Here is a 25,416-nt window from a genome sequence, read left to right as displayed (position 1 = left end):
CCCCGCTCAGAAGCCCTCGTGGGACCGGCGGGGGCCCCGGCGGCCGCGCCACAGGACCACCCCGGTGATCAGCAGGGCCACGCCCACGCCGCCCGCGAGCGGGGCCGCCCAACTGGCCGTGTCGCTCCCCGACGTGGCGGCATCGGGGCCGGAGCCGAAGTACTTCTCGCCGTAGGACGCCGGCTGCAGACCCTGCGGCTTCAGGCGGGCCGCGGCCTTCAGGGCTGCCGAGGGGTCGACGAAGCCGAAGCCGCGGGAGTCGTCGCGGCCGCCTGAGGGGGCGTTGCGGGCCGTGTCCTCCAGGAGCTTCTTGATCTGTGCGGGCGGCAGGTCCGGGTGGGCGGCCTTGACGAGGGCGACCGCGCCCGAGACGAACGCGGAGGCCGCGCTGGTTCCCCAGCCCTCGTAGTACTTGTGGTCGGGGTCGGCGATGACGACGTCGTCGCCGGGGGCCGCGACCGTGGCGTACCAGCGGCGGGTGGAGAAGGAGGCGCGGGTGCCGAACTTGTCGACGGCGGTGGCGGCGATGACGCCCGGGTAGGCGGCCGGGTAGGAGATGTGGTCGCCCTTCTCGCCGCCGTTGCCCGCCGAGGCGACGACGACGGCGCCCTTCTGGAGGGCGTACTGGACGGCGTCGTCCTCACCGGCCTCGGGGTGCGCGGAGGCGGAGTCGTCGCCGAGGGAGAGGTTGATGACGTCGGCTCCGTGGTCGGCGGCCCAGCGGATGCCCTCGGCCAGGGCGTTGCCGCGGGTGTTGCGGGCCTTGGAGCGGGCCGGGTCGCCGTCCTCCAGGATCACGCGGACGGGGAGGATCTTGGCCTCGGGGGCGATGCCCATGACTCCGTCGCCGTTGCCCACGCCGTGTCCGTGACCGGCGATGATGCCGGCCATGGCGGTGCCGTGCCGCGCCCAGGGCCGCTGCCCTCGCACGGCGCCGAATCCGATCATGTCCTTGCCGGTGAGGACGTTGCCGACGAGGTCGGGGTGGTCGTTCTCGACGCCGGTGTCCAGGACCGCGACGGTGACGCCCGCGCCCTTGGTGGTCTGCCAGGCCTCCTGGGTGTGCATGGCGTCCAGGGCCCACTGCTTGGCGCGGATGCCGTCGGCGTGCGCGGCGGTGGGCGGGACGAGGGCGACGGAGGCGGCGAGCAGGACGCTCAGGAGACCTGCCCGGCGGGTCGTGACACTCATGAGGACTGCTCCGGGGGCGAGGTGACGGTCTTGCGCAGGGCGCGTTCGACACGGTCGGCCAGCCCCTGGGCCTCGTTGCCGAGACCGGCCTGGGCGGCGGGGGTGGTGTCGCCGGACTCCATGGCCTTCTCGGCGGGCTCCGGGGTGTCGACCGTACGGCCGTCCGCCCAGCCCGAGACGGCGAACGCGACCACGGGGGCGTCGGTGAGGACGGAGATCGTCCAGGAGGCCCGCTGCGCCGCACCGAAGTCCGCGGCGAGGGTGTTCTTCGCGGCGTACGGGAGGGGCATCAGGTCGGTGCGGTCGGCCAGGCCGTCGCGGGTGAAGCGGGTGTCGAGGTCGCGCATGGAGGTGGCGTCGGCGTCGGTGAAGAGGAGGCCGACGGTGGTGACGTAGCTCTGGGTGGCGTCCGTGTAGGTGGCGCGCAGGAGGCGTTCGCAGCCGACGGGGGCGAGGGCCTTGCGCAGCAGGGGGTCGAAGGCGTTCGTGCAGCCGCTGTCGGGGGCGACGGCGATCCGCGTCCAGGTGCGGTCGGCTCCGCCGGGCCCGGCGCCCTGGCCGTCCACGGTCGGCGGGAACAGCTGGTCGACGGGCACGCTGTGCCACAGCTCACCGGCCTGGGTGAACCTGTCGCCGCCGCCTTCGTCCCCGGAGTCCCCGATCAGCCAACTCCCGGTCACGGCACCGCCGATGAGGCCGAGCCCGAGCACGACGCACGCGGCCACGGCGGCGATCCGGGGAGGAATCCGCACCACCCACGACCGCTGCCTGTAGCCGACCTCGGGCTCTCCGAACGACACAACGGGCCGCCCGTTGCCGGGCGTTCCGGCAAGCGGGGGCAGGGGGGCGCTCCAGGACAGGGCGGGGTCGGGTGCGAGGGAGGTGGCCGACGATTCTGCGGAGGCGGGGGGTGTGGAGGGCCGGTTGGTGGGCGCCGGGGGCGTTCTCGGCGGACCCGTGGGCGGCGGTGGCACGGTCGGCGGGCCCGAGGGCGTGCGCATGGCACCGGTGCCCGACGCCTCACGCGTGGGACGCGGCGGGAATCCGGGGCGGGCGGGCGCACCCGGCCGCGCACCGGACTGGGGCCCTGCGGCGGCACCCGGACGGTGTGGATCGGCTCCGGGACGACCGGAGCCGGGGCGGGCGTCGGGCAGGGGCGGTATGAGGGTGCCGCCGGAAGCCCCCCGCGGGGCGGAGGGCGTGGACACCGAGCCGGAACGCCCGTCACCATCCGCCGGCCCCGCCGGCCCCGCCGGCCCCGCCGGCACCGGCCGCATCCGGAAGGTCGTCTCGGACGGGCTCTCGGCGGGGGCCTCGGCACGACGCGGGGGCACGGAGGGCTGAGCGCCGGGCCGGGGCGGCACGACACCGGGCACCGACGGCGAACCCTGCGCGGGAACCCCGGGGGTGTTCGGGTCCGGCGCCGGAGGGGTGTCCGGGAAGCGGGCCGAGGCCGGGGGCGGAGGCGGGGTGCTCGAGTTCCCGGGGCCGGACCGGGCGTCGGTGTCGGAGGGGGCAGGGGGCCGCCCCGTGCCCGTACGAGGGTTCGCCGGTGCGTTGCCAGTTGGGCGTGGTGGCGGCGTGACGCCAGAGCCCGCGTCGTTGGTCGCCGGTATCGGCGGCCGACCGGTGGCACCCGTTGCCCGGGACCGCTCCCCGCCCGGCACGTCGGTCTCCCGTCGCACGTTCATGTCGCCGCCTGCGTCACCGGGTGCCCGGCGACCCGACGTGTCCGGACCGCCGGACATCCGTGCGCCGCTGTCCTCGGACCCCTGCCAGTCGAACCCGCCGAACGTCGCCCGACCCTGCGCTCCCGGGCCTCGTCGGCTCCGCTCACCGAAGGCCTGCCAGTCGGTGTCCTCGCTCATCCGCCCGCCCGGCTCGACGATCTCCCGCCGGCCCGGCTCGACGGCTTCCCGGTGCTCCGACTCCTCGGAACCCGGCCCGTCCTCGCCCACCGCCGGCGGCTGGGCCGGTCTCGGTGGGGTCGTCGGGCGTGGAGGAATCGAGGCGCGGCGTGCTTCGGTGCTCATGCACCCCCCGTTTCCTCATGTCCGGGCCGTTCGGTCGTGCGCGGGCCCTCGTCGGAGTCGCCGGCCGGGAAGACGGCCGTCCGGGCACGCATACCCGCACGGAAGGGCCGGCATCCCGGCGCGGCGGCGACGGGGGGCGTACAGCCCTGCGTGCGTGCGCGTCACTCTACGGGTTGTTCCTGGGCGAACGGGAACCAGTCCGCCAGGCCGGGGGCATCTGCCCGGAACGTCCCCCTACCCTGCGGTAATCCTGTCTGGCAGTCTTCGTTCATGACTGCGCGCGCCGCCGACCGGGCCCGTTACGACCGGGCCACCGCCCATCTCGACGCCCCACTCGCGATCGTGGACCTGGACGCCTTCGACGCCAACGCGGACGATCTCGTCCGCCGGGCGGCGGGGAAACCCCTCCGCGTCGCCAGCAAGTCCGTGCGGTGCCGGGCGCTGCTCGAACGCGTCCTGGCGAGGGACGGGTTCGCGGGCATCATGTCCTTCACGCTCGCCGAGTCCCTGTGGCTGGCCCGGAGCGGCTTCGACGACATCCTGCTCGCCTACCCCTCCGCCGACCGCGCCGGATACGCCGAACTCGCCGCCGATCCCAAGCTCGCCGCCGCCGTGACGGTGATGGTGGATGACCCGGCGCAGCTCGCCTTCATCGACGGGGCCCGCGCGGGCGGCACCGAAGTCATCCGGGTCTGCCTGGAGTTGGACACCTCGCTGAAGCTGCTAGGCGGCAAGGTGCGGGTCGGTGCCCGGCGTTCGCCGCTGCACTCCCCCGCCCAGGTCGCCGACATGGCACGCGCGGTGGCCAGGCGCCCCGGGTTCCAGGTCGTGGGGATCATGGCCTACGAGGGTCACATCGCCGGTGTCGGGGACGCGATCGCCGGACGGCCGTTGCGTTCCCGGGCCGTCCGGCTGATGCAGGCCACCGCCCGCCGGGAGCTCGCCGAGCGGCGCGCCGCGGTCGTGCGCGCGGTGCGGGCCGTCGTACCGGACCTGGAGTTCGTCAACGGCGGCGGCACGGGCAGTGTGCAGCACACGGCCGCCGAGGACGCCGTCACGGAGATCGGCGCCGGGTCGGGGCTGTACGTGCCGAGGCTGTTCGACAACTACACGTCCTTCAGCGGACGTCCGGCCGCGCTCTTCGCCCAGCCCGTCGTGCGCAGGCCGGGGGTCGGCGTCGTGACCGTCCTCGGCGGTGGCTACCCGGCCTCCGGCGCGGCCGGACCCGACCGGCTGCCGGTGCCGTATCTGCCGGAGGGCCTGAAGTACGACCCGCAGGAGGGGCCCGGCGAGGTGCAGACCCCGCTGCTCGGGGCGCCCGCGGACGATCTGCTGCTCGGCGACAAGGTGTGGTTCCGGCACGCGAAGGCCGGTGAGCTGTGCGAGCGGTTCGAGACGCTGCACCTGATCGAGGGGGACGCGGTGACGGCGACCGTCCCGACGTACCGCGGAGAAGGCCACACGTTCCTCTAGGTCAACGGCCGACCGACCGGATCCCTTCGGTGATCCGGTCCATGTCGGCGAGCGGTGGCCCGTCAGGACCCGCGTCGAAGGCGAAGCGGACGACGACGGCGCCCGGGGGCCCGGGGGCGGGCGTGAAGGCCAGCGACTGGACGTAACCCTCGGTTCCCTTGGCCGTCTTCACCCGCCAGCGCACCAGGTATCCGGTGCATCCGGCGACGGCGACACGCTCCGATCCGACGACCCGGTGGCTGCGGATGCCGCCGTAGGAACTGTCGGCGGCCTGCGGTATGTCCTTCTTCGCGAGGGACGCCGGGGACGCCCCGGAGTTCGCGGGCAGGGTGTGCGTGAAGACCCTGCCGCCGTCGGTGGTCATCACGACGTTGTCGCGGGTGACGTACTTCGCCGGGGCCCAGCCGTCGGGCAACGGCAGGCTGATGCCGTCGAGTTCGTCGTCCAGGCGGGACGGGGCCGGAGCGGCCGGGGAAGGCGGGGGCGTCACGGCCGTCGGTGCCGTGTCCGCCACGACGTCGTCCCCGTCGTGGCGGACCAGGGCGAAGGCCCCGCTGACGATCGCGGCGACGAGGACGACCCCCGAGGTGGTCAGAGCCACGGCCTTCGCGCGCCCCGAGGCCCCGCCGGCCGGCCGTGGCGGGCCGGGGCCCTCCGGGGCGCGCCGGTGGTCCGTCCAGGCCGTCCCGTCCCACCAGCGCTCCAGGTGCGGAGCGTTGGGGTCCGGGTACCAGCCGGGCGGGAGCGTCCTGCTCATGGGGGCACTGTAGGACGAGACCTACAGCGGTGTGACGTACGCCCCCGAGATACCGCCGTCCACGAGGAAGTCGCTGGCGTTGACGAACGAGGAGTCGTCGCTGGCCAGGAAGGCGACGGCGGCGGCGATCTCCTCGGCCTCGGCGAACCGGCCGACCGGAATGTGCACGAGCCGGCGCGCGGCCCGCTCGGGGTCCTTGGCGAACAGCTCCTGGAGCAGCGGGGTGTTGACCGGGCCCGGGCAGAGGGCGTTCACGCGGATGCCCTCCCTCGCGAACTGCACGCCCAGTTCGCGGGACATGGCGAGCACGCCGCCCTTGGAGGCGGTGTACGAGATCTGTGAGGTGGCCGCGCCCATCCGGGCCACGAAGGACGCCGTGTTGATGATGGAGCCCTTGCCCTGGCGCCGCATATAGGGGATCGCCGCCTTGCAGCACAGGTAGACGGAGGTCAGGTTGACCTCCTGGACGCGCTTCCAGGCCTCGAGACCGGTCTCCAGGATGGAGTCGTCGTCGGGCGGGGAGATGCCCGCGTTGTTGAAGGCGATGTCGACGCTGCCGTAGGTGTCGTACGCCGACTTGAACAGGGCCTCGACCTGCTCCTGGTCGGTCACGTCGACCTTGACGAAGAGGCCGCCGACCTCGTCGGCGGCGGCCTTGCCGCGGGTCTCGTCGACGTCGGCGCAGACGACGCTGGCGCCCTCGGAGGCGAGCCGGCGGGCGGTGGCGAGACCGATGCCGCTGCCGGCTCCGGTGATGACGGCGGTGCGGCCGACGAGACGACGGCACACGATCTGATCGGTCACTGTGCGGGACCCTCCGTGCTGATGAAGACGTTCTTGGTTTCGGTGAAGGCGGTCAGGGCGTCCGGGCCGAGCTCGCGGCCGAGTCCGGACTGCTTGTAGCCGCCGAAGGGGGTCCAGTAGCGGACGCTGGAGTGGGAGTTGACGGACAGGTTGCCCGCCTTGACCGCCCGGGAGACGCGCAGGGCGCGGCCCAGGTCGCGGGTCCAGAGGGAACCGGAGAGGCCGTACGGGGTGTCGTTGGCGAGCCGGATCGCGTCCTCCTCGTCGGTGAAGGGCAGCAGGACGGCGACCGGGCCGAAGATCTCCTCGCGGGCGGCCTCGGAGTCGGGCGCCTCGCCGGTGAGGACGGTCGGCGCGAACCAGAAGCCGGGCCCGTCGGGCGCGCTGCCGCGCAGGCCGGGGGCGTCGGCGGGGACCAGTGCCCGTACCCGGTCCAGCTGCCGGCGGGAGATCAGCGGGCCCATCTGGGTCTTCTCGTCGGCGGGGTCGCCCACGACCACGGCCTTCACCGCGTCGGCGAGCAGTTCGCGGACCTCGTCGTAGACCGATTCCTGGACCAGGATCCGGGTGCGGGCGCAGCAGTCCTGACCGGAGTTGTCGAGGAAGGAGAAGGGGTCGACGGCCGTGCGCAGGTCCGCGTCCGCGAAGACGATGTTGGGGCTCTTGCCGCCGAGTTCGAGGGTGACCGGCTTGACCTGGCGGGCGCAGCGCTCCATGACGGCGCGGCCGGTGCCGGTGGAGCCGGTGAACACGATCTTCGCGACGCCGGGGTGCTCGACGAGCGCGGTGCCGGCGACCGGGCCGTGGCCCGGCAGCACCTGGAACAGGCCGTCCGGGAGGCCTGCCTCCAGGGCGAGTTCGGCGAGCCGCAGGGCGGTGAGCGGGGTCGTCTCGGCGGGCTTGAGGACGACGGCGTTGCCGGCGGCGAGCGCGGGGGCCGTACCCCAGGCCGCGATGGGCATGGGGAAGTTCCAGGGCGCGATGACCCCGACGACACCGAGCGGTTCGAGGATCGTGACGTCGAGTCCGCCGGGGACCGGGATCTGGCGGCCGTTCAGCCGCTCCACTCCCCCGGCCGAATAGGCCAGCAGATCACGGACGTTGCCCGCCTCCCAGCGGGCGTTGCCGAGGAGGTGACCGGCCTCGCGGACCTCCAGCCGGGCCAGTTCCTCGACGTGCTGGTCGACGGCGTCGGCGAACCGGCGCAGCAGCCGGGCCCGGTCGGCGGGCGCGAGCGCGGCCCACTTCGCCTGCGCCTTGGCGGCCCTGGTGACGGCCGCGTCCACGTCGGCCGCGGTGGCGGCGGGGACGGTGGCGACGACCTCCTCGGTGGCCGGGTTGAGAACGGTCAGCTCATGCTCGATAGACGTCGGGGACAACGAAGTACCTCTCACAGACGTTCGAAGGAGCGGCGCAGCTCCCAGTCGGTGACCGCCGCGTCGAAGGCTTCGAGCTCGACGCGGGCCATGTTGCGGTAGTGCGCGACGACCTCGTCGCCGAAGGCGGCCTTCGCAATGGGGCTGTTCTCCCAGAGCTCGGCGGCCTCGCGCAGGGTGGTGGGGACGTGCGCGTACTCGGCGGTGTAGGCGTTGCCGGTACACGCCTCCGGCAGCTCCAGCTTCTGCTCGATGCCGTACAGCCCCGCCGCGACCAGCCCGGCGACCGCGAGGTACGGGTTGACGTCCCCGCCGGGCAGCCGGTTCTCGAAGCGCAGGGAGCGCCCGTGGCCCACGACCCGCAGGGCGCAGGTGCGGTTGTCGTGACCCCATGCCACGGCCGTGGGGGCGAAGGAGCCCGGCTGGAACCGCTTGTAGGAGTTGATGTTGGGGGCGTAGAGGAGCGAGAAGTCCCTGAGGGCCGCCAGCTGCCCCGCGAGGAAGTACCGCATCACGTCCGACATGCCGTCCGGGCCGGCCATCGCGTTGTTGCCGGCGGCGTCGGCGAGCGAGAGGTGGATGTGGCAGGAGTTGCCCTCGCGCTCGTTGTACTTGGCCATGAAGGTGAGCGACACGCCCTCCTGGGCGGCGATCTCCTTGGCACCGGTCTTGTAGATGGCGTGCTGGTCGCAGGTGACGACGGCCTCGTCGTAGCGGAAGGCGATCTCGTGCTGGCCGGGGTTGCACTCGCCCTTGGCGGACTCGACGGTGAGCCCGGCGGCCGCCATCTCGTTGCGGATACGGCGGAGCAGGGGCTCGATGCGGCCCGTGCCCAGCACCGAGTAGTCGATGTTGTACTGGTTCGCCGGGGTCAGACCCCGGTAGTTGGCGTCCCAGGCCTGCTCGTAGGTGTCCTTGAAGACGATGAACTCCAGCTCGGTGCCGACCTGGGCGGTGTAGCCGAGTTCGGCGAGCCGCTCCAGCTGGCGGCGCAGGATCTGGCGGGGCGCGGCGACGACCGGGGAACCGTCCTCCCAGGCGAGATCGGCGACCAGCAGGGCCGTACCGGCGTTCCACGGCACGCGGCGCAGGGTGCTCAGGTCGGGGCGCATGGCGAAGTCGCCGTAGCCCCGGTCCCAGGACGACATCGCGTAGCCGTCGACAGTGTTCATCTCGGTGTCGACGGCGAGGAGGTAGTTGCAGCCCTCGGTGCCGTGGTGGAGTACCTCGTCGAGGAAGAAGCGGGCGGCGAACCGCTTGCCCTGGAGTCGGCCCTGCATGTCGGGGAAGGCCAGGACGACGGTGTCGATCTCACCGCTCGCGACGAGGGCATGCAGCTCCTCGACGCCGAGCGGGGGTGTGCGGTCTGCCACGGGAGAACTCCTTCGGCTGCTGCGCGTTTTTCCGACCGGGCCGGGAGCCATAAGGTATTGCTCTGAACCATTGCTTGGGAAGGGGGCTCGGCCATATGTCGGTGGACGCTGACGGCGGCCCGGACGACCGGTTGACGCCGGTGCTGCGGCCGGTCAGGGCGGGCAACGGCTTCGAGGAGGCGCTGGAGCAGATCCTCCAGGTCGTGCGGCTCGGCCTGGTACCGGGGGGCGGGCGGCTGCCGGCCGAGCGGGAGCTCGCGGAGCGGCTCGGGATCAGCCGGGTGACGCTGCGCGAGGTGCTGAAGGTGCTCCAGGACCAGGGGCTGGTGGAGTCGCGGCGCGGGCGGTACGGCGGCACCTTCGTCCTGCCCCGAGCGCAGGACGCGGTCGGCGAGGAGGAGCTGCGGCGCCGGATCGCCGAGGCGGACATCGAGGACGTGCTGCGCTTCCGGGAGGTCCTGGAGGTGGGCGCGGCGGGTCTGTGCGCGACGCACGGCCTCACGGACCAGCAGGCACAGCGGCTGCGTGAGGCCCTGGCGGCCACCCAGGAGGCTCCGCTGGCGGACTACCGGCGCCTGGACACGCTGCTGCACCTCACGCTGGCGGAACTGTGCGGCTCACCCACGCTGACCGCCCAGTACGCGGCGGTGCGGGCCTCGGTGAACGACCTCCTGGACTGCATCCCGCTCCTGGTCCGCAACCTGGAGCACTCCCAGCGCCAGCACGCGGCGCTGGTGGAGGCGGTGCTGGACGGGGACGCCGACGGGGCGCGGGAGATGATGCGGGAGCACTGCGGGGGGACGGCGGCGCTGCTGCGCGGTTTCCTGGCGTGACCTTGATTCTCGACACCGCCAGGCGCAAAGGTATGCACGTGCGCCATTGCAAGCCTGGGAGGGCCGTGTGACCGTACGACCGCTGATCGGTGTCAGCACGTATCTCGAGGCCGGCGCGCGCTGGGGCGTCTGGGAGCTGGAGGCGGCACTGCTGCCGGCAGGCTATCCGCGACTCGTCCAACGCGCGGGCGGTCTCGCCGCGATGCTCCCGCCGGACGCCCCGGAGCACGCGGCCGCGACGGTGGCCCGCCTCGACGGTCTGGTCGTCGCGGGCGGCCCGGACGTCGAGCCGGTCCATTACGGCGCCGCCCCCGACCCCCGCACGGGCCCGCCCGCCCGCGCCCGGGACACCTGGGAGCTGGCCCTGATCAGAGCGGCACTGGAGGCCGGCGTCCCCCTCCTGGGCATCTGCCGCGGCATGCAACTGCTGAACGTCGCTCTCGGCGGCACGCTCGTCCAGCACATCGACGGCCACGCGGAGGTGCCGGGAGTCTTCGGCCACCACGCGGTCAAGCCCGTACCGGGCACGGTGTACGGCGACCTCGCCCCGGAGGAGACCTCCGTACCGACCTTTCACCACCAGGCGGTGGACCGCCTCGGGGAGGGCCTCCTGGCGTCGGCGCACGCGTCGGACGGCACGGTGGAGGCCGTCGAACTCCCCGGCCCGCCCTGGGTGCTGGGTGTGCAGTGGCATCCGGAGATGGGCACGGACCTGCGGGTGATGCGGGGGCTGGTGGCGGCCGCTAGCGCCCGGTGAGCCGCCGCCGGAGCCAGGCCAGCGCCGTGTCGCCCTGTGCCCGCTGGAAGGCCCGGACGGTGGGAATGCCGGGCGGCGCGGGCAGCAGGGAGTGGTACAGGAAGTAGCCGGTCACGGCCGCGAGGGCGGTGGTGACGGCGTCCGGGTCGGCGCCCGCGGCCAGCGGATGTGCCGTGAACAGCTCCTCCGGGTCCGGGCCGCCCTGGGCGCGGACGCACGGCAGCATCACCAGCAGGTCGAACCAGGCCGTGGCACGCAGGGCGTGCGGCCAGTCGACGAACACGGTACGGCCGGCGTCGGTGAGCAGGATGTTGTCCGCCCGAAGGTCCCCGTGGGCGAGGGTGTCGCCGGTGACGGCCTCGGGCCAGGGGGCGGCGAGTTCGGCGAGGCGGGGCAGATGCGTGGCGGTCCAGGGGCCGAGGTGTTCCGCGAGGCCCTCGTGCTCACCGTCCAGGAGTCGCTGCCAGCCGCCGAAGGTGCGGGCGAGGGCCGTGGCGGCGGGCGGGGCGTCGAGCGGGGACGGGGTGAGGGTGCGGCCCAGTTCCGCCACCGCGCCCAGGACGCGTGCCAACTCGGCCTGCTGCCACGGGATGTGGGGCTGGCGGCCGGGGACGTCCTCGTACACGAGGGCCACCCAGGTGCCGTCGTCGTAGGTGCCGAGCAGGCAGGGCGCCGGGACCGTGACCGGGAGCGCGGCGGCGTTCCGTGCCTCGGCGCGGTGCAGTTTCGGGCTGTCGGGGTTGGTGTCGCCGCTGACGGCCTTGACGAAGGCCCGGTGGCCGGCGGCGGAGCGGACGCGGGTGGCGGCGCCCGGGGAGAATCCGCCGGGTTGGGTGGTGGCGTGGGTGACCCGTCCGCCGAGCACGTCCGCGACGGCGTCGCGCAGGGCCTCGGGGAGGTCCTCCCAGGGGGTGCGGACGCCGGTGGCGGGCGGGGCGGTGACGGTCATGCGGTTCATGGTGCGGGCCCGCCGGGCCGGCTCGCCAAGGGTTTTTCGCCCCCGTGAGGAACCGTCCTACGCCCGCGTCAGCGAGAGCAGGTCCCTCGCCGGGCCCACCGGTCGGTGCCCCGTCGGCCACACCGCCCGCAGGTCCCGCGCCAGCGACACTCCCTCCACCGGCACCCGCACCAGGCGGCGCATCGCCAGCTCCTCCCCCACCGCGAGCTCGCTCAGGACCGCCGGACCCGCCCCGCTCACCACCGCCGCCTTCACCGCCGTGGTGGAGGAGAGTTCGATCAGCGGGCGGGCCAGGCCGCCCAGGGCCGCGTCCAGCACCTGCCGGGTGCCCGAGCCCTTCTCGCGGAGGATCAGCGGTGTCGCCGCCAGTTCGGTGGAGGCCAGCGGGCGTCGGCGGCGGGCCCACGCATGTCCCGGGGCAGTTACCACGATGAGGTGGTCGTGGGCTATCACCACCGAGTCGAGGCCGGCCGGGACCGTCAGCCCCTCCACGAAGCCCAGGTCCGCCTCGTCCGACAGCAACCGCTCCGCCACCGTCGCCGAGTTCCCCGCGTGCAGGGACACCGCCGTGTCCGGCCGCCCCGCGCGCAGCGCCAGCAGCCACCCCGGCAGCAGATACTCCGCGATCGTCATGCTCGCCGCCACCCGCAGCCGGGAGTCGCGCCGGACCCGCAGCGCCTGCGCCCCCGCGTCGAACGCCTCCGCCGCCGCCACGATCCGCCGCGCCCAGTCCGTCACCAGCGCCCCCGCGTCCGTGAGCCGGGAGCCGCGGGGCGAGCGGTCGACCAGGGCCACTCCCAGCTGCCGTTCCATCGAGCGGATCCGGCTGCTCGCCGCCGGCTGGGTGATGCCGACCTCCCGCGCCGCCCCGCCGAGGCTCCCGAGCCGCGCCACGGCCAGCAGCAGCTCCAGCGCCCCGAGATCCGGTACCCGGTGGGCCAGCCCGCCGCCCACCGCCGCCCCTTGCTGATCCACACCGCTCATAAAGACAGCTTATGCCCTCATAGAGCCATACTCCCTGGTAGCGGCCCGTCCCGAACGACACCGTGGAGGCATGGTCACCGCCGTCCGTCACCTCGGGCCGAACTGGTACGCCTCCGTCATGGGCACCGCGATCGTCGCCACCGCCGGCGCCGCGCTTCCCGTGCACCTCCCCGGCCTGCGCACGATCTGCGCGGCCGTCTGGCTCCTGTCCCTCGCCCTGCTGCTCACCCTTCTCTGCGCCCGCGCCCTGCACTGGCGCCACCACGGCGACCAGGCCCGCGCCCACCTCCTCGACCCCGCCATGGCGCCCTTCTACGGCTGCCTCGCCATGGCCCTGCTGGCCGTCGGGGGCGGTGCCCTCACCGCCGGCCGGTACTGGATCGGCACGACGGCCGCGGTCGTCCTCGACGCCGTGCTGTTCACCGCGGGTACGGCCGTGGGGCTGGCCGCCGCGATCACCGTGCCGTACCTCATGGCCGTACGGCAGAAGGCCGACCCGCGGCAGGCCACACCCGTGTGGCTGCTCCCCCTCGTCGCGCCCATGGTGTCCGCCGCGCTCGGGCCGCTCCTCGTGCCGCATCTCCCGGCCGGTCAGCCGCGCGAGACCCTGCTCCTCGCCTGCTTCGCGATGTTCGGGCTCAGCCTCCTCGCGACCCTGGCCATGCTGCCGCTCGTCTTCGCCCGGGTCGTCACCGGCGGGCCGCTCCCCCTCGCCCTCACCCCGACCCTCTTCCTGGTCCTCGGCCCGCTCGGCCAGTCCACCACCGCCGTCGGCAAGTTCGCGGACGTGGCCCCCGGTGTCGTGGCGGCCCCCTACAGCCAGGGCTTCGGCGTCCTCGCGGTGCTGTACGGCGTTCCCGTCATGGGGTTCGCGCTGCTGTGGCTGGGGCTCGCCACCGCGCACGTCGTCCGTGCGCGCCGGCAGGGGATGCGGTTCGCGATGACCTGGTGGGCCTTCACCTTCCCGGTCGGCACCTGTGTCACGGGGGCCGAGGCGCTGGCCCGGCACACGGGACTCGTCGTCTACGACTGGCTCGCCACCGGTCTCTTCATCGCTCTCGTCGGCGCCTGGGCCACCGCCGCCCTGCACACCGCGCGCGGGGTCGTCAGCGGCGCGCTGCTCGCAGGGCCTCGCCCAGCGCCCGTGGCGCCTCTGCCAGTGAGGGTCCGTACCACGTCAGGTGCCGTCCGCTGACGAGTGCGCAGGGCAGGCCGGGGAAGGCCTCCGGGCCGTCCTCGGGGGTGAAGCGGTACGGCTCGTCGGGGAGGACGACCACGTCCGGTGCCGCCGCCCGCAGCTCCTCCAGCGGGACCCGTGGATAGCGGTCCTCGTGGCCGGCGTACACGTGGTCCACGCCCAGCCGGGACAGGACATCGCCCGCGAACGTGTCCCGGCCCAGCACCATCCACGGCCGCCGCCAGATCGGTACGACGGCGGTCCTGCGGTGCGCCGGGGGCGCGAGCGCGGACCAGGACTCCTCGGCCTCGTCCAGCCAGCGCGGCCGTACGACGCCGCACGCCTCGATCACCCGGGCCAGCTCCCGGAAGGCCTGCGGGACGTCCCGGACCTCGGTGACCAGGACCTCCAGGCCCGCCTCCCGCAGGGCGGCCAGATCGGGCTCCCGGTTCTCCTCCTCGTTCGCGATCACCAGGTCGGGGGCGAGGGCGGTGATCCGGTCGAGCTTCGGGTTCTTGGTGCCGCCGACGCGGGTGACCTCGAGGTCCGCCGGATGGGTGCACCAGTCGGTGGCGCCGACCAGGGCGCCCGGTGCCGAGCGGGCGATCGCCTCGGTCAGCGAGGGGACCAGGGAGACGACTCTCACTGCCGGGGCCGGTCCCGGACGGCCTCGATGTGTTCGGCCACGGCGACGACGACCACGCGGGTGTCGGCCACGGTCGCCCGCCAGCGGTGCCGCACCCCGCCGGTGAGGTAGAGGGTGTCGCCGCGGCCCAGCCGGTAGGCGCGCCCCTCCGCCTCGACATCCACGGCGCCGTCGGCGACGTACATCAACTGGTCGTTGCGGTACTGGAATTCACGGCCCGCGTCATGATCGCCGGTGAACTCCTGGGCGTGCATCTGGTGGTGACCGCGCACCAGGGAACGCATCCGGGGTGCGAAGTCCGGCTCCGGGCCGTCGGCGTGCACGACGTCGACGCTGCACGCCGGGTCGGCGGCGGCGAGGAGTTCGACGGCCGTGGTGCGCAGGGCGTCGGCGACCTTCTCCAGGGAGCTGCGGCTGGGGCGGGCGCGTTCGTTCTCGATCTGGCTCAGGAAGGGGACCGAGAGGCCGCTGCGCTCGGCCACGACGGCGAGGGTGAGCTCCAGCGCGCGGCGCCGGCGGCGCACGGCCGCGCCGACCCGAAGGGGCTGTTCTTTGTGGTCGCCCATGGCTCCGGCTCCCTCCTCCGCTCGTCGGTCCTGTGACACGTCCCCTGATGAGTTGTCTGCACCCTACGCATGTTCGGCAAACCGTTTCATGCGGCCGTCACATCGATGTCACACGGCGTGCGACCGTACCTCACACTTCACGCCAGCCGAACGGCCCCCCGGTGGATCACCAGGGGGCCGGAAGCCGGGCCCTCACCCGTCGCCCGCTACTCAAGTCCCCTTGTCAGCGGCGAAGTTCAGGCGATGACGTAGCTCTATGTGGTTGGCTGGATCCTTACCGTGCTCCCGGAGCGGTTATGACGGTGTCATCCGCCCGACCATCTCCGGATGCTCCTTCAGCCAGGCGGCGACCGCCTGCTCCTCGTGACCCTGGCCGTAGCTGTTGATCTCACTCTCCAGGGTACCGAGCTCCTTCTCGCTCATATGGAAGCCCTTGATCCACTTGGTGAGCTGCGGATACTGCGAGGGGAACTTCTCGTTGGCGATGGTGCGGATCGTGTTGCCCTCGCCGAAGAGCTTCTTGTCGTCCTTCAGCTTGGTGAGGCCGTACTGGCTGTAGGCCCAGTGCGGGGACCACAGGACGACGGCGACGGGCTGCTTCTTGGCGTAGGCGCGCTTGAGCTCGGCCAGCATCGCGGGCGTGGAGCCGTCGACGACGTCGTACTCCTTGTCGAGGCCGTAGCCGGGCAGGACCTTGTTCTTGAGGAGGTTCATCTCGCCGGTGCCCGGCTCGATGCCGATGATCTTCCCGTCGAACTGGGAGGCCTTGCCCTTCAGGTCCTCGTAGGACTTCACACCCTTGACGTACGACGGCACCGCGACCTCCAGCGAGGTCGGCTCGTACCAGGTGCCGAGGTCGGCGAGTCTGTCCTTGCTCTTGTCCCAGTAGTTCTTCTGGGCGTACGGCAGCCAGGCGTCGAAGTTGAGGTCCAGGTCCCCGGAGGCGAGGCCCGTGTAGACCGGGCCGACGTCCATCTGCTTGAGGTTGAGCCGGTAGCCGCGCTTTTCGAGGACGTTCTTCCAGAGATAGGTGACGGCGATGTCCTCGTCCCAGGGGAACCAGGCCACGTTCACCGGGCGCTTGGTCTCCGCCGCCGCCTTCTGGACGGGGGCCAGCTTGTCGACCAGGCCGGGGTGCTGCTTCAGCCAGGTGCGCACGGCGTCCTGCTGCTTGCCCTTGCCCGCCTTGTTGATCTCGGCCTCCAGGCCGGTGAGCTGCTTCTCGTCCAGCTTGAAGCCCTTCAGCCACTGTCCGACGACCGGGTTCTCCTCGGCGAAGCCCTTGCGGGCCACCGTGTGGATGCCGTCGCCCGAGCCCCAGGCGCCCTTGGGATCCTTGAGCTTCTTCAGGTCGTAGTCGTTGTACGCCCAGTGCGGCGACCAGAGCGTGACGACGATCGGGTCCTTCTGCGCGTACGCCCGCTTGAGCTCGGCCAGCATGGCGGGTGTGGAGCTGTCGACGACCTTGTACTCCTTGTCGAGGCCGTACGCCTTCAGGACCTTGCTCTTCAGCAGGGCCATCTCACCGGCGCTCGACTCGATGCCGGTGATGTTCCCGCCGAACTGCGAGGCCTTGCCCTTGAGGTCGGCCAGGGAGTTGATGTCCTTCATGTACGACGGCACGCTCAGCTCGAGAGAGGTCTTGTCGTACCAGGCCCCGAGGTCGTCGAGCTTGTCGCCGTACTTCTTCCAGTACTGCTCGTGGGTCGTCGGCAGCCAGGCACCGGTCATGAAGTCGGCGTTTCCGGAGGCGAGGGAGGTGTAGAGCGGCCCGGCGTCGAACTGCTTGGCGTCCACCTGGTAGCCGCGTTCCTCCAGGATCTCCTTCCAGAGGAAGGTGGAGGCGACGCCGTCGTCCCAGGGGACGTAGCCGATGCTGATCTTCTTGCCCTGGCCGACGTCCTTGCTGCCGGCGACGGCCGTGGCCTCGCCCGAGGTGCCGCCGAAGATCCCCATGCCGCCCGCGACGAGGGCGAGGACGACGACGCCGATCACGGCGATCTGCGGACGGGGGCGGTAGGACCAGATCCTGAGCCCCTGGGTGGTGCGTGCCTTGGCGGCGGCGCGGCGGCCCAGCGGGGAGACCTGGGTGCCGAGCGCGCTGGTCATGCGGTCGAGGTAGATCGCGAGGATCACGATGGCGACACCGGCCTCGGAGCCGAGGCCCACGTTGAGCTGGCCGATGGCCTCGTTGACGTCGCCGCCGAGACCGCCGGTGCCGACCATGCCGGCGATCGCGGCCATCGACAGGCCGAGCATGATGACCTGGTTGACGCCCGCCATGACGGTGGGCAGCGCGAGCGGCAGCTGGACGCGCAGGAGGGTGTCGCGGGGGCTGGTGCCGAACGCCTCGGCGGCCTCCACGAGCTCCTTGTCGACCTGGCGGATGCCGAGCTCGGTCATCCGGACACCGGGGGCGAGCGCGAAGATCAGGGTGGCGACGATGCCCGCGGAGGCGCCGGTGCCGAAGAACAGGATCGCCGGGATGAGGTAGATCATCGCGGGCAGCGTCTGCATGAAGTCCAGGACGGGACGGACGAGTCCGCTGACCCGGTTCGAGCGGGCCGCCCAGATGCCCACGGGGACGGCTATCACCAGCGCGATGATCGTGGCGACGAGGACCAGCGAGAGGGTCGTCATCGCGTCCTCCCACAGTTCGAGGGAGTCGATGAAGGCGAATCCCGCGAAGGTGAGGAGGCCGGCCAGGGTGCCGCGCAGCCAGAAGGCGATCACGGCGAAGATGCCCGCGAGCAGGAGGGGCTGCGGCGCCTGGAGGACGGCGTCGATACCGTCGTAGGTGCCGGTGAAGACGGTCTTGAGGAAGTCGAAGAGCCAGGACACGTGGTCGAGCAGCCAGTCGACGGTGTCGTTGACCCAGTCGCCGAGCGGGATTCTAGGCATGGGCCACCTCCGCGTCGCCGAGGAAGCCGAGCAGTCGCTGCTGCGGGACCACGCCGACGAGTTTGCGGTGCTCGTCGAGGACGGCCACCGGATGCGTCGACCGGGCGCTCATCGCGCAGAGCTCGGTGAACGGCGTGTCGGGCGTCGCGGTCTCGCAGTCGCTCGCGCAGCCGCAGTCGGCCTCGTCGCCGCGCACGTCCGTGTCCATGACGGCGGACGCGGTCAGCACGCGGGAGCGGTCGACGTCCTTGGTGAAGGAGGCGACGTAGTCGTCGGCGGGCCGCACGAGGATGTCTTCCGCGCTGCCGATCTGGACGATCCGGCCGTCGCGCATGACGGCGATCCGGTCGCCCAGGCGCATGGCCTCGTTGAGGTCGTGGGTGATGAAGACGATCGTCTTCTTCAGGGTCTGCTGGAGCTGCAGGAGCTGGTCCTGCATGTCCCGGCGGATCAGCGGGTCGAGCGCGCTGAAGGACTCGTCCATGAGGAGCAGGTCGGCGTCGGTGGCGAGGGCGCGGGCCAGGCCCACGCGCTGCTGCATGCCGCCGGACAGCTCGTCGGGCCAGGACTTCTCCCAGCCCTTGAGGCCGCACAGCTCCAGGGCCTCGGTGGCCCGCTCGATGCGCTCGGCCTTGGCGACGCCCTGGACGGCGAGGCCGTAGGCGGCGTTCTCCAGGACGCTGCGGTGCGGGAAGAGCGCGAAGTGCTGGAAGACCATGCTGATCTTCTTCGCGCGTACGGCGCGCAGTTCGCGGTCGCTGAGCGCGGTGAGGTCCTGGCCGTCGAAGCGGACATGGCCCGCGGTCGGCTCCAGGAGGCCGTTGAGCATACGCAGCAGCGTGGACTTGCCGGAGCCGGACAGACCCATGACGACGAAGATCTGGCCCGGTTCCACGGTGAAGGAGGCGTCGATCACCGCGGCGGTGGTGCCCTCGGCGCGCAGTCCCTCCCGGTCGGCGCCCTCGCGGAGCCGCTCGACGGCCTCGCCCGGCCGTCTTCCGAACACCTTGTACAGCTGCTCTGCCTCAAGCCTTGATGACACGCGTGCCTCTCGTCTCTTCGACCACTGGGGGGAGACGAAGGGCCGCGACAGTTGAAGGTGCAACCTGCCTCGCTCCGAGGCGGCGCCTGCCCCGACGCCTTTCGGCCAAACGCACTGGTGGCCCAGTTCACAGGACGCTCACACCGCCGGACCAGCCAAGGGACGACGGCCGGTGTCGGTGCCGTACGGCATGATGCGAAGCGTGACCGGACGACTGATGCTCCTCGACACCGCCTCTCTCTACTTCCGTGCCTACTTCGGCGTGCCGGAGTCGGTGAAGGCACCGGACGGCACGCCGGTGAACGCCGTGCGCGGCATCCTCGAATTCATCGACCGCCTGGTCAAGGACCACCGGCCCGACCTGCTGGTGGCCTGCATGGACGCGGACTGGCGTCCCCAGTGGCGGGTCGACCTCATCCCCTCCTACAAGGCGCACCGCGTCGCCGAGGAGCGCGAGAGCGGCCCGGACGAGGAGGAGGTGCCGGACACGCTGTCGCCGCAGGTGCCCGTCATCGAGGCCGTCCTGGACGCGCTCGGCATCGCGCGCGTGGGCGTGGCCGGTTATGAGGCGGACGACGTGATCGGCACGTTCACCGCGCGGGCGACGGGCCCGGTCGACATCGTCACCGGCGACCGCGACCTGTACCAGCTGGTGGACGACGAGCGCGGGGTGCGGGTGCTGTATCCCCTCAAGGGCGTCGGCACGCTCCAGCTGACCGACGAGGCCTGGCTGCGCGAGAAGTATGGCGTCGACGGCCGCGGGTACGCGGACCTGGCGACACTGCGCGGCGACCCGAGCGACGGCCTGCCGGGCGTCCCCGGTATCGGCGAGAAGACGGCTGCCAAACTGCTCGCCGAGTTCGGCGACCTGGCCGGCATCATGGCCGCGGTCGACGACCCGAAGGCGAAGCTCACACCGTCGCAGCGCAAGCGGCTCGACGAGTCGCGGCCGTACGTCGCCGTGGCACCGAAGGTGGTGCTGGTGGCCGGTGACGTCCCGCTGCCGCAGGTGGAGACCGCGGTTCCGCGCACGCCGCGCGATCACGCGGCACTGGAGAAACTGGCAGACCGATGGGGGCTGGGTGGATCACTGCACCGGCTGTTGGCGACGCTCAGCGCATAAATATTGCCCGCGCTTTCCATGAGTGGCATGCCATCACCAGGGGGGTTGATGCTAACTTAGGTAAGCCTAAGCAGAGGGAACTGGGAGGCCGCCATGGCAGAAGGACCGGGACGCAAGCCGCGGAAACCTCACTCCGCGCAGGTCATTCGCACCGAACGCCTCACCCCGCACATGCAGCGCGTGGTGCTCGGCGGCGACGGACTCGCCGAGTTCACGGCGGAGACCTGCACCGACCACTACGTCAAGATCCTTTTTCCGGCCGAGGGCGCGACCTATCCCGAGCCCTTCGACATGCAGCGGATCCGCGAGGAGTTCCCGCGCGAGCAGTGGCCCGTGACCCGCACCTACACCGTGCGCCACTGGGACGCCGAACACCGCGAGCTCACCCTGGACTTCGTGATCCACGGCGACGAGGGCCTCGCCGGCCCCTGGGCGGTGCGCGTCCAGCCCGGCGAGACCGTGCGCTTCATGGGCCCGGGTGGCGCCTACGCCCCCGACGCGGACGCCGACTGGCATCTCCTCGTCGGTGACGAGAGCGCGCTGCCCGCGATCGCCCGTTCCCTGGAGTCGCTGCCCGACGGCGCCCGGGCGCACGCCTTCATCGAGGTCTCCGGGCCCGAGGAGGAGCAGAAGATCGACTCCGACGTGGAGGTCGTGTGGCTGCACCGCGGCTCCCGCCCGGTCGGGGAGTCGCTGGTCGAGGCCGTGCGCGCGCTGGAGTTCCCCGAGGGGCGGCTGTGCGCGTTCGTGCACGGCGAGGCGCACTTCGTGAAGCAGCTGCGCCATCTGCTCCGCGTCGAGCGCGGCGTCCCGCGCGAGGACCTGTCGATCTCCGGCTACTGGCGCCTGGGCCACAACGAGGACGGCTGGCAGGCCTCCAAGCGGGACTGGAACGCGCGCATCGAGGCGGAGCAGGAGGGGGCGGCGCCGGCCGCTTAGTCGTACGGCTGCTTCGGCTTACGGCCGCTTCGGCGCAGTCCCGCTTGGGCATACGGCCGCTCGGGCTCGGCCGTGAAAGGGGCGGCACCTTCGAAGGTGCCGCCCCTTTCACGCGTTCACACCGACCGCTGGTACGACCGGAACGTGCGGATCGACAGCCACACCGCCACGACCGCCAGCCCGAGCAGCGCTCCCCCGCGGCCCAGCACCACGCCCCAGTCCGGGTCCGCGGACAGGGCCGAACGTCCCGCCACCATCGCCCAGTTCAACGGGTTGAAGTCAGCGATGTGCCGCATCCAGGAGGGCATCTGCGAGGGCGCCATGAAGGCGCTGGACAGGAAGGTGAGCGGGAGCAGCAGGAAGGTGTTGATCCCGATGATCGACTCCCGTTCCCGCACCAGCATGCCGAGCGCGTTGGACAGCGCCCCGAAGACGGTGCCCAGCAGGACCGAGGCGAGGACCAGGACGGCGATCCCGGCGATTCCGCCCGGGTAGTCGGCGCCGCCCAGCAGCCCGAGCAGCACGATGACCACCGACTGGAAGGCGGTGACCAGGCCGTTGTTGACGACGTTGCCGTTCATCAGCGCGGCCCGGCTGACCGGAGTGGTCAGGAAGCGGTTGAGGGTGCCGCGCTGGATCTCGTCCAGGGTGGTCATCCCTGCCCACATGTTGGAGCCGAGCGCGCTCATCACCACCACACCGGGGACCAGATAGTCCAGGTAGGACGTGGTGCCGAAACCGCCGAGCTCGACGACCTTCCTGAAGAGGCTGCCGAACAGGAACAGCCAGATCACCGGCTGGACCAGGGTGATGATCGCGTACGCGGGCTGCCGTACGAACACCATGAGTTGACGCTGCGTCATGTACCAGGTCTGGGAGACGGCCATGCTCATCGGGCACCCACCAGGTCTTCGGCCTGCGAGTAACGGCGGCCCGCGTAGCGCAGATAGACGTCGTCGAGTGAGGGACGCGCGACGGTCGCGGTGGCGACCCTGACCCCGGCCCGCTCCAGGGCGGCGAGCAGGGCGGGTACCGCGGCGGCCCCGTCGTCGGCGCGGACGCTGACGCGGTGCCCGTCGGCCAGCACCTCGTGCACGCCCGGCACCCCGCGCAGGGCGCCGGTCAGCAGGGTGCGGCCCGCGTCGCCGAGCGGCTCGCTCAGCTCCAAGTGCACCGCGTCACCGCGCAGTTCGCCCTTCAGCGCATCCGGAGTGCCCTCGACGACGATCCGGCCCCGGTCGACGACCGCGACGCGCTCGGCGAGCCGGTCCGCCTCTTCGAGGTAGTGCGTGGTGAGCAGGATCGTCAGCCCCTCCTCACCGGCGAGCCGGCCGATCTCGTCCCACATCGCGCTGCGGGCCTCGGGGTCGAGTCCGGTGGTCGGCTCGTCGAGGAAGAGCACCTCGGGGCGGTGCACCAGACCCAGGGCGACGTCGAGCCGGCGTCGCATGCCACCGGAGTAGCCCTTGACCGGGCGCCGGGCGGCGTCGGTGAGCGTGAAACGGTCGAGGAGCTCCTCCACCCGGCGTTCGAGCGCGGCGCCCCGCAGGCCGTAAAGCCTGCCCTGGAGCCGGAGGTTCTCGTGGCCGGTGGCGACCGGGTCGGCGCCGGAGCCCTGGGCGACCACGCCGATGGCCCGGCGGACCCGGTCCGGGTGGCGCAGCACGTCGTGGCCCGCGACGGTGGCCGAGCCGGAGTCGGGGCGGGCCAGGGTGGTGAGGATCTTGACGGTGGTGGACTTGCCGGCGCCGTTCGGGCCGAGCAGGCCGAAGACGCTGCCCCGCTCGACGACCACGTCGATGCCGTCGAGGGCGGTGACCTCACCGCCGTAGGTCTTGATCAGTTGACGCGCCTCGATCGCGGGCGCACGGGTGTTCATGGCAGGTGTCCTCCTGGGTGAGCGGATCCGGTGAAGGGATGACAACTGATCCGCGTGAGGAGCACCGGGCTATCCTGGGCATGCCGCACCTCGATCGCCTGGATGTGCCTCAGGGCGGATTCAGTTCGGGGTTCGAGGCCCCGGCGGGCTGCTGCAACAGCCGTGCCGGGGCCTGTTCTCGTCAGGTCATGGTGCGTGGAACGCCTTCCACTCCTCGATGCCGGGCAGCGTGCCCTTTCTGAGTTCGTCGAGGAAGCCGCGGACCCACGCCGCCTCCGCCTCGACCATGTGGAGCTGGTACTCGTTCTCCACGAGGAAGAGCCGGGGCAGCGTCTCGTACAGCTTCTCCAGAGCGCCTCGGCCGCTCGCGATCTGCACCTCCAGGGCGTCGAGCCGTTCCTTCAGCAGCGGCACCACCTCGTCGGGGTGCAGCACGCCGAGCAGCGAGAGCGCGGTCTCGAAGATCGGGTACTCCTTGGCCGGGAAGGCGATCAGGTCCGACATCCACTCGGTCGTCTCCTGGCGCCCGGACGCGGTGATGCCGTAGACGGTCCGCTCGGGCCGGTTGCCCTGCCGCTCCACGTCAGTGACCTCGACGAAGCCGTGTTTCTCGAGGCTCTGGACGACGGTGTAGAGCGAGCCGTAGTTGATCTTCGTGCTGGCGTCCTTGCCCTGCCGGCGCAGCGTCTGGGCGATCTCGTAGGGATGCATCGGCTTCTGCCACAGCGTCGCCAGCACGGCGAGCGCCAGGGGGTTGCGGAGCTTGCGACGCCCCATGACTCCACCTCACATCCGAACCTCGTACCCGAATATCCGTGAGCGAACATATCGCGACTCGCAAGGGCAGTCAATAGACACGATGTATCGCGTATAGAGGGCCCGCGCAAGGGACGTGAGGACTTGGGACCTGCTTCGACACGCCTGCGTCACGCACCCGAAACAGCGCCTCCTTAATTTCTGTCACCCGACAGGAATTCAGCTCCCGCACCGCTGTTCCGCTCTCCGCCCTCATGCCGCCGAAGGCAGGTGCCGCCGTGACGACAGCCAGCCCCTCCGACGTCCGTCCCGATCCCCCGCACTCCCCCGCCCCCGACGACCGCTCCCTCACCGATTTCGGCTACCACCAGGAACTGCACCGGAGCCTGGGCCGGTACGCGTCCTTCGCGGCCGGGTTCTCCTTCATCTCGGTCCTGACGACCGTCTTCCAGTTCTTCGCCTTCGGGTACGCGTTCGGCGGCCCCGTCTTCTTCTGGGCCTGGCCGGTGGTGCTGGTCGGGCAGCTGCTGGTGGCGGCCTGTTTCGCGGAACTGGCGGCGCGCTACCCGCTGTCCGGCGCGATCTACCAGTGGTCGTCCCGCCTCTCCACCCCGGCCTTCGGCTGGTTCGCCGGCTGGATCATGGTGATCGGGCAGGTCGTCGTGGTCGCAGCGGCGGCACTCGCCCTGCAGATGGTGCTCCCGGCGATCTGGTCCGGCTTCCAGCTGGTCGGCACCGACCCGGCGCCGACCTCGGCGGACGGGGCGGCCAACGCGGCGCTCCTCGGCGTGATCCTGCTGGTCCTGACGACCGTCGTGAACATTCTCGACAACCGTGTGATGTCCCTGATCAACCGGGTCGGCGTCACCGCCGAGATCATCGGTGCGGTCCTGATCATCGTGCTCCTGCTGACCCACTCCGAGCGCACGCCGAGCATCACCTTCCACACCACGGGCGCCGCGCAGAGCGGCCTGTTCGGGGCACTGCTGGTGGGCTCGTTCGCGGCGGCGTACGTGATGATCGGCTTCGACAGCGCGGGCGAGATGAGCGAGGAGACACATGCCCCGCGCCGCACCGCGCCCCGCACGATCCTCACAGCGCTCGGCGCGGCCGGCGTGCTCGGCGGCCTGCTCGTCCTGGGCGGCCTCCTTGCGGCCCCCAGCCTCACCGACGGGCACCTGTCGGTCGACGGCCTCAGCTACGTCCTCACGAGCAGCCTGGGCGACGGTGTCGGCAAGGCCCTGCTGGCCGACGTGGTGGTCGCGATCGCGGTGGCCACCCTCGCCATCCAGACAGCGGCCTGCCGCATGCTCTTCTCCATGGCCCGCGACGGCCAACTGCCGTTCGCGGGCCGCCTCGCGCGGGTGAACCCCCGCACGGGCATGCCCACCGTCCCCGCTCTGGTCGTCGGCATCCTGGCCGCCGCGCTGCTCCTGCTCAACTTCGCTTCCCCCGAGGCGTTCCTGGCGATCGGCACCACCTGCATCGTGATGCTCTACCTGGCGTACGCGATGGTCACGGGCCCGCTGCTGATCCGGCGCGTGCGAGGGGAATTCACGTCGGAGGGCACGGACGAGACGGGCGCCCGTCTGTTCTCCCTGGGCCGCTGGGGCATCCCGGTCAACGCCCTGGCCCTCCTCTACGGCCTCCTGATGACCGTCAACCTGGCCTGGCCCCGGGCAGAGGTGTACGACCCGGCGGGCGGGCACTGGTACTTCCAGTGGTTCACGGTGCTGTTCCTGGCCGCGACACTGGCAGTGGGCGTCGCATGGCGGGCGGTTCGCGGGCGCACGCCGAGGGGATAGGAGGCCTCACCCCCTTGGTGGACCTTCATTGGTCCCCCTCGGC

At 71.9% G+C, this 25,416-nt stretch carries 22 protein-coding genes; 7 read left to right on the top strand and 15 right to left on the bottom strand.

Annotated features, from left to right (window positions below):
- Positions 1-6: 6 nt before the first annotated feature.
- Together mycP and AQJ46_RS59090 are read right to left on the bottom strand one after the other, a co-directional pair.
- Positions 7-1,191, bottom strand: a complete 1,185-nt coding sequence (gene mycP / locus AQJ46_RS25795; RefSeq protein ID WP_059207877.1) for a type VII secretion-associated serine protease mycosin — start codon at positions 1,189-1,191, stop codon at positions 7-9.
- On the bottom strand, positions 1,188-1,991 hold the full coding sequence (locus tag AQJ46_RS59090) for a hypothetical protein (RefSeq protein ID WP_059207876.1): 804 nt from the start codon (positions 1,989-1,991) through the stop codon (positions 1,188-1,190). Before AQJ46_RS59090 ends, mycP begins: the two co-directional genes overlap by 4 nt.
- A gap of 1,503 nt (positions 1,992-3,494) precedes the next feature.
- Here AQJ46_RS59090 and AQJ46_RS25780 point away from each other — a divergent pair.
- Positions 3,495-4,697 carry an amino acid deaminase/aldolase gene (locus AQJ46_RS25780; protein WP_059207874.1) on the top strand — a complete coding sequence of 401 codons (1,203 nt, stop codon included), beginning with the start codon at positions 3,495-3,497 and terminating at the stop codon, positions 4,695-4,697.
- A gap of 1 nt (position 4,698) precedes the next feature.
- Here AQJ46_RS25780 and AQJ46_RS25775 read toward each other — a convergent pair whose 3' ends face one another.
- From AQJ46_RS25775 to AQJ46_RS25760, 4 genes are read right to left on the bottom strand one after another with little or no spacing between them, the layout of a single operon-like run.
- Complete coding sequence (locus AQJ46_RS25775) at positions 4,699-5,454, bottom strand: DUF2510 domain-containing protein (protein WP_059207873.1); 756 nt, start codon at positions 5,452-5,454, stop codon at positions 4,699-4,701.
- Between the two features lie 21 nt (positions 5,455-5,475).
- The gene (locus AQJ46_RS25770) at positions 5,476-6,258 is read right to left on the bottom strand and encodes a 3-oxoacyl-ACP reductase (RefSeq protein ID WP_059207872.1); all 783 of its coding nucleotides are present in this window, start codon (positions 6,256-6,258) and stop codon (positions 5,476-5,478) included.
- Entirely contained in the window at positions 6,255-7,637 is a 1,383-nt protein-coding gene (locus AQJ46_RS25765) for an aldehyde dehydrogenase family protein (protein ID WP_059207871.1), read from the bottom strand. The genes AQJ46_RS25770 and AQJ46_RS25765 overlap by 4 nt, the downstream gene beginning before the upstream one ends.
- An 11-nt stretch (positions 7,638-7,648) precedes the next feature.
- Entirely contained in the window at positions 7,649-9,007 is a 1,359-nt protein-coding gene (locus tag AQJ46_RS25760) for a glutamine synthetase family protein (protein WP_059207870.1), read from the bottom strand.
- A gap of 95 nt (positions 9,008-9,102) precedes the next feature.
- Here AQJ46_RS25760 and AQJ46_RS25755 point away from each other — a divergent pair, with 95 nt between their 5' ends.
- Positions 9,103-9,840, top strand: a complete 738-nt coding sequence (locus tag AQJ46_RS25755) for a FadR/GntR family transcriptional regulator (protein ID WP_057614285.1) — start codon at positions 9,103-9,105, stop codon at positions 9,838-9,840.
- Between the two features lie 67 nt (positions 9,841-9,907).
- Positions 9,908-10,597, top strand: a complete 690-nt coding sequence (locus AQJ46_RS25750) for a gamma-glutamyl-gamma-aminobutyrate hydrolase family protein (protein WP_059207869.1) — start codon at positions 9,908-9,910, stop codon at positions 10,595-10,597.
- On the opposite strand, the gene AQJ46_RS25745 is transcribed toward AQJ46_RS25750, so the two are convergent.
- The gene (locus AQJ46_RS25745; protein ID WP_059207868.1) at positions 10,584-11,546 is read right to left on the bottom strand and encodes an aminoglycoside phosphotransferase family protein; all 963 of its coding nucleotides are present in this window, start codon (positions 11,544-11,546) and stop codon (positions 10,584-10,586) included. The genes AQJ46_RS25750 and AQJ46_RS25745 overlap by 14 nt on opposite strands.
- 66 nt (positions 11,547-11,612) lie before the next feature.
- Positions 11,613-12,539 carry a LysR family transcriptional regulator gene (locus AQJ46_RS25740; RefSeq protein WP_059207867.1) on the bottom strand — a complete coding sequence of 309 codons (927 nt, stop codon included), beginning with the start codon at positions 12,537-12,539 and terminating at the stop codon, positions 11,613-11,615.
- A gap of 70 nt (positions 12,540-12,609) precedes the next feature.
- Here AQJ46_RS25740 and AQJ46_RS25735 point away from each other — a divergent pair, with 70 nt between their 5' ends.
- Positions 12,610-13,734, top strand: coding sequence for a TDT family transporter (locus AQJ46_RS25735; RefSeq protein ID WP_059207866.1), 1,125 nt, complete (start codon positions 12,610-12,612; stop codon positions 13,732-13,734).
- Here AQJ46_RS25735 and AQJ46_RS25730 read toward each other — a convergent pair.
- The 4 genes from AQJ46_RS25730 to AQJ46_RS25715 all read right to left on the bottom strand — a co-directional run bounded on the left by AQJ46_RS25730 (position 13,646) and on the right by AQJ46_RS25715 (position 18,871).
- The gene (locus AQJ46_RS25730; RefSeq protein ID WP_059207865.1) at positions 13,646-14,362 is read right to left on the bottom strand and encodes a helical backbone metal receptor; all 717 of its coding nucleotides are present in this window, start codon (positions 14,360-14,362) and stop codon (positions 13,646-13,648) included. The genes AQJ46_RS25735 and AQJ46_RS25730 overlap by 89 nt on opposite strands.
- Positions 14,359-14,928 (bottom strand): helix-turn-helix domain-containing protein, encoded by a 570-nt coding sequence (locus AQJ46_RS25725; protein ID WP_059207864.1) that lies wholly within the window; start codon positions 14,926-14,928, stop codon positions 14,359-14,361. The genes AQJ46_RS25730 and AQJ46_RS25725 overlap by 4 nt, the downstream gene beginning before the upstream one ends.
- A gap of 294 nt (positions 14,929-15,222) precedes the next feature.
- Positions 15,223-17,829, bottom strand: coding sequence for an ABC transporter permease/substrate binding protein (locus tag AQJ46_RS25720; protein ID WP_059207863.1), 2,607 nt, complete (start codon positions 17,827-17,829; stop codon positions 15,223-15,225).
- On the bottom strand, positions 17,822-18,871 hold the full coding sequence (locus tag AQJ46_RS25715; RefSeq protein ID WP_057614293.1) for a quaternary amine ABC transporter ATP-binding protein: 1,050 nt from the start codon (positions 18,869-18,871) through the stop codon (positions 17,822-17,824). The genes AQJ46_RS25720 and AQJ46_RS25715 overlap by 8 nt, the downstream gene beginning before the upstream one ends.
- A 193-nt stretch (positions 18,872-19,064) precedes the next feature.
- Between AQJ46_RS25715 and AQJ46_RS25710 the strand changes: the two genes are divergently transcribed.
- Together AQJ46_RS25710 and AQJ46_RS25705 are read left to right on the top strand one after the other, a co-directional pair.
- The gene (locus tag AQJ46_RS25710) at positions 19,065-19,994 is read left to right on the top strand and encodes a 5'-3' exonuclease (protein WP_225887403.1); all 930 of its coding nucleotides are present in this window, start codon (positions 19,065-19,067) and stop codon (positions 19,992-19,994) included.
- 93 nt (positions 19,995-20,087) lie between these two features.
- A complete protein-coding gene (locus tag AQJ46_RS25705; protein WP_059207862.1) occupies positions 20,088-20,933 on the top strand; it encodes a siderophore-interacting protein in 846 nt (281 codons plus the stop codon).
- Positions 20,934-21,049: 116 nt separating this feature from the next.
- On the opposite strand, the gene AQJ46_RS25700 is transcribed toward AQJ46_RS25705, so the two are convergent.
- From AQJ46_RS25700 to AQJ46_RS25690, 3 genes are all read right to left on the bottom strand, one after another.
- Positions 21,050-21,826: an ABC transporter permease gene (locus tag AQJ46_RS25700; protein ID WP_059207861.1), complete on the bottom strand. Its 777-nt coding sequence runs from the start codon at positions 21,824-21,826 to the stop codon at positions 21,050-21,052.
- Entirely contained in the window at positions 21,823-22,812 is a 990-nt protein-coding gene (locus tag AQJ46_RS25695; protein WP_059207860.1) for an ATP-binding cassette domain-containing protein, read from the bottom strand. Before AQJ46_RS25695 ends, AQJ46_RS25700 begins: the two co-directional genes overlap by 4 nt.
- Before the next feature lie 186 nt (positions 22,813-22,998).
- Positions 22,999-23,589, bottom strand: a complete 591-nt coding sequence (locus tag AQJ46_RS25690; RefSeq protein WP_059207859.1) for a PadR family transcriptional regulator — start codon at positions 23,587-23,589, stop codon at positions 22,999-23,001.
- 257 nt (positions 23,590-23,846) lie between these two features.
- Between AQJ46_RS25690 and AQJ46_RS25685 the strand changes: the two genes are divergently transcribed.
- Entirely contained in the window at positions 23,847-25,373 is a 1,527-nt protein-coding gene (locus tag AQJ46_RS25685) for an amino acid permease (RefSeq protein WP_057614298.1), read from the top strand.
- Positions 25,374-25,416 lie beyond the last annotated feature (43 nt).

The sequence above is a fragment of the Streptomyces canus genome (genome assembly GCF_001514145.1).
GTDB lineage: Bacteria > Actinomycetota > Actinomycetes > Streptomycetales > Streptomycetaceae > Streptomyces > Streptomyces canus.
This window is presented reverse-complemented; position numbering and strand designations above follow the sequence as displayed.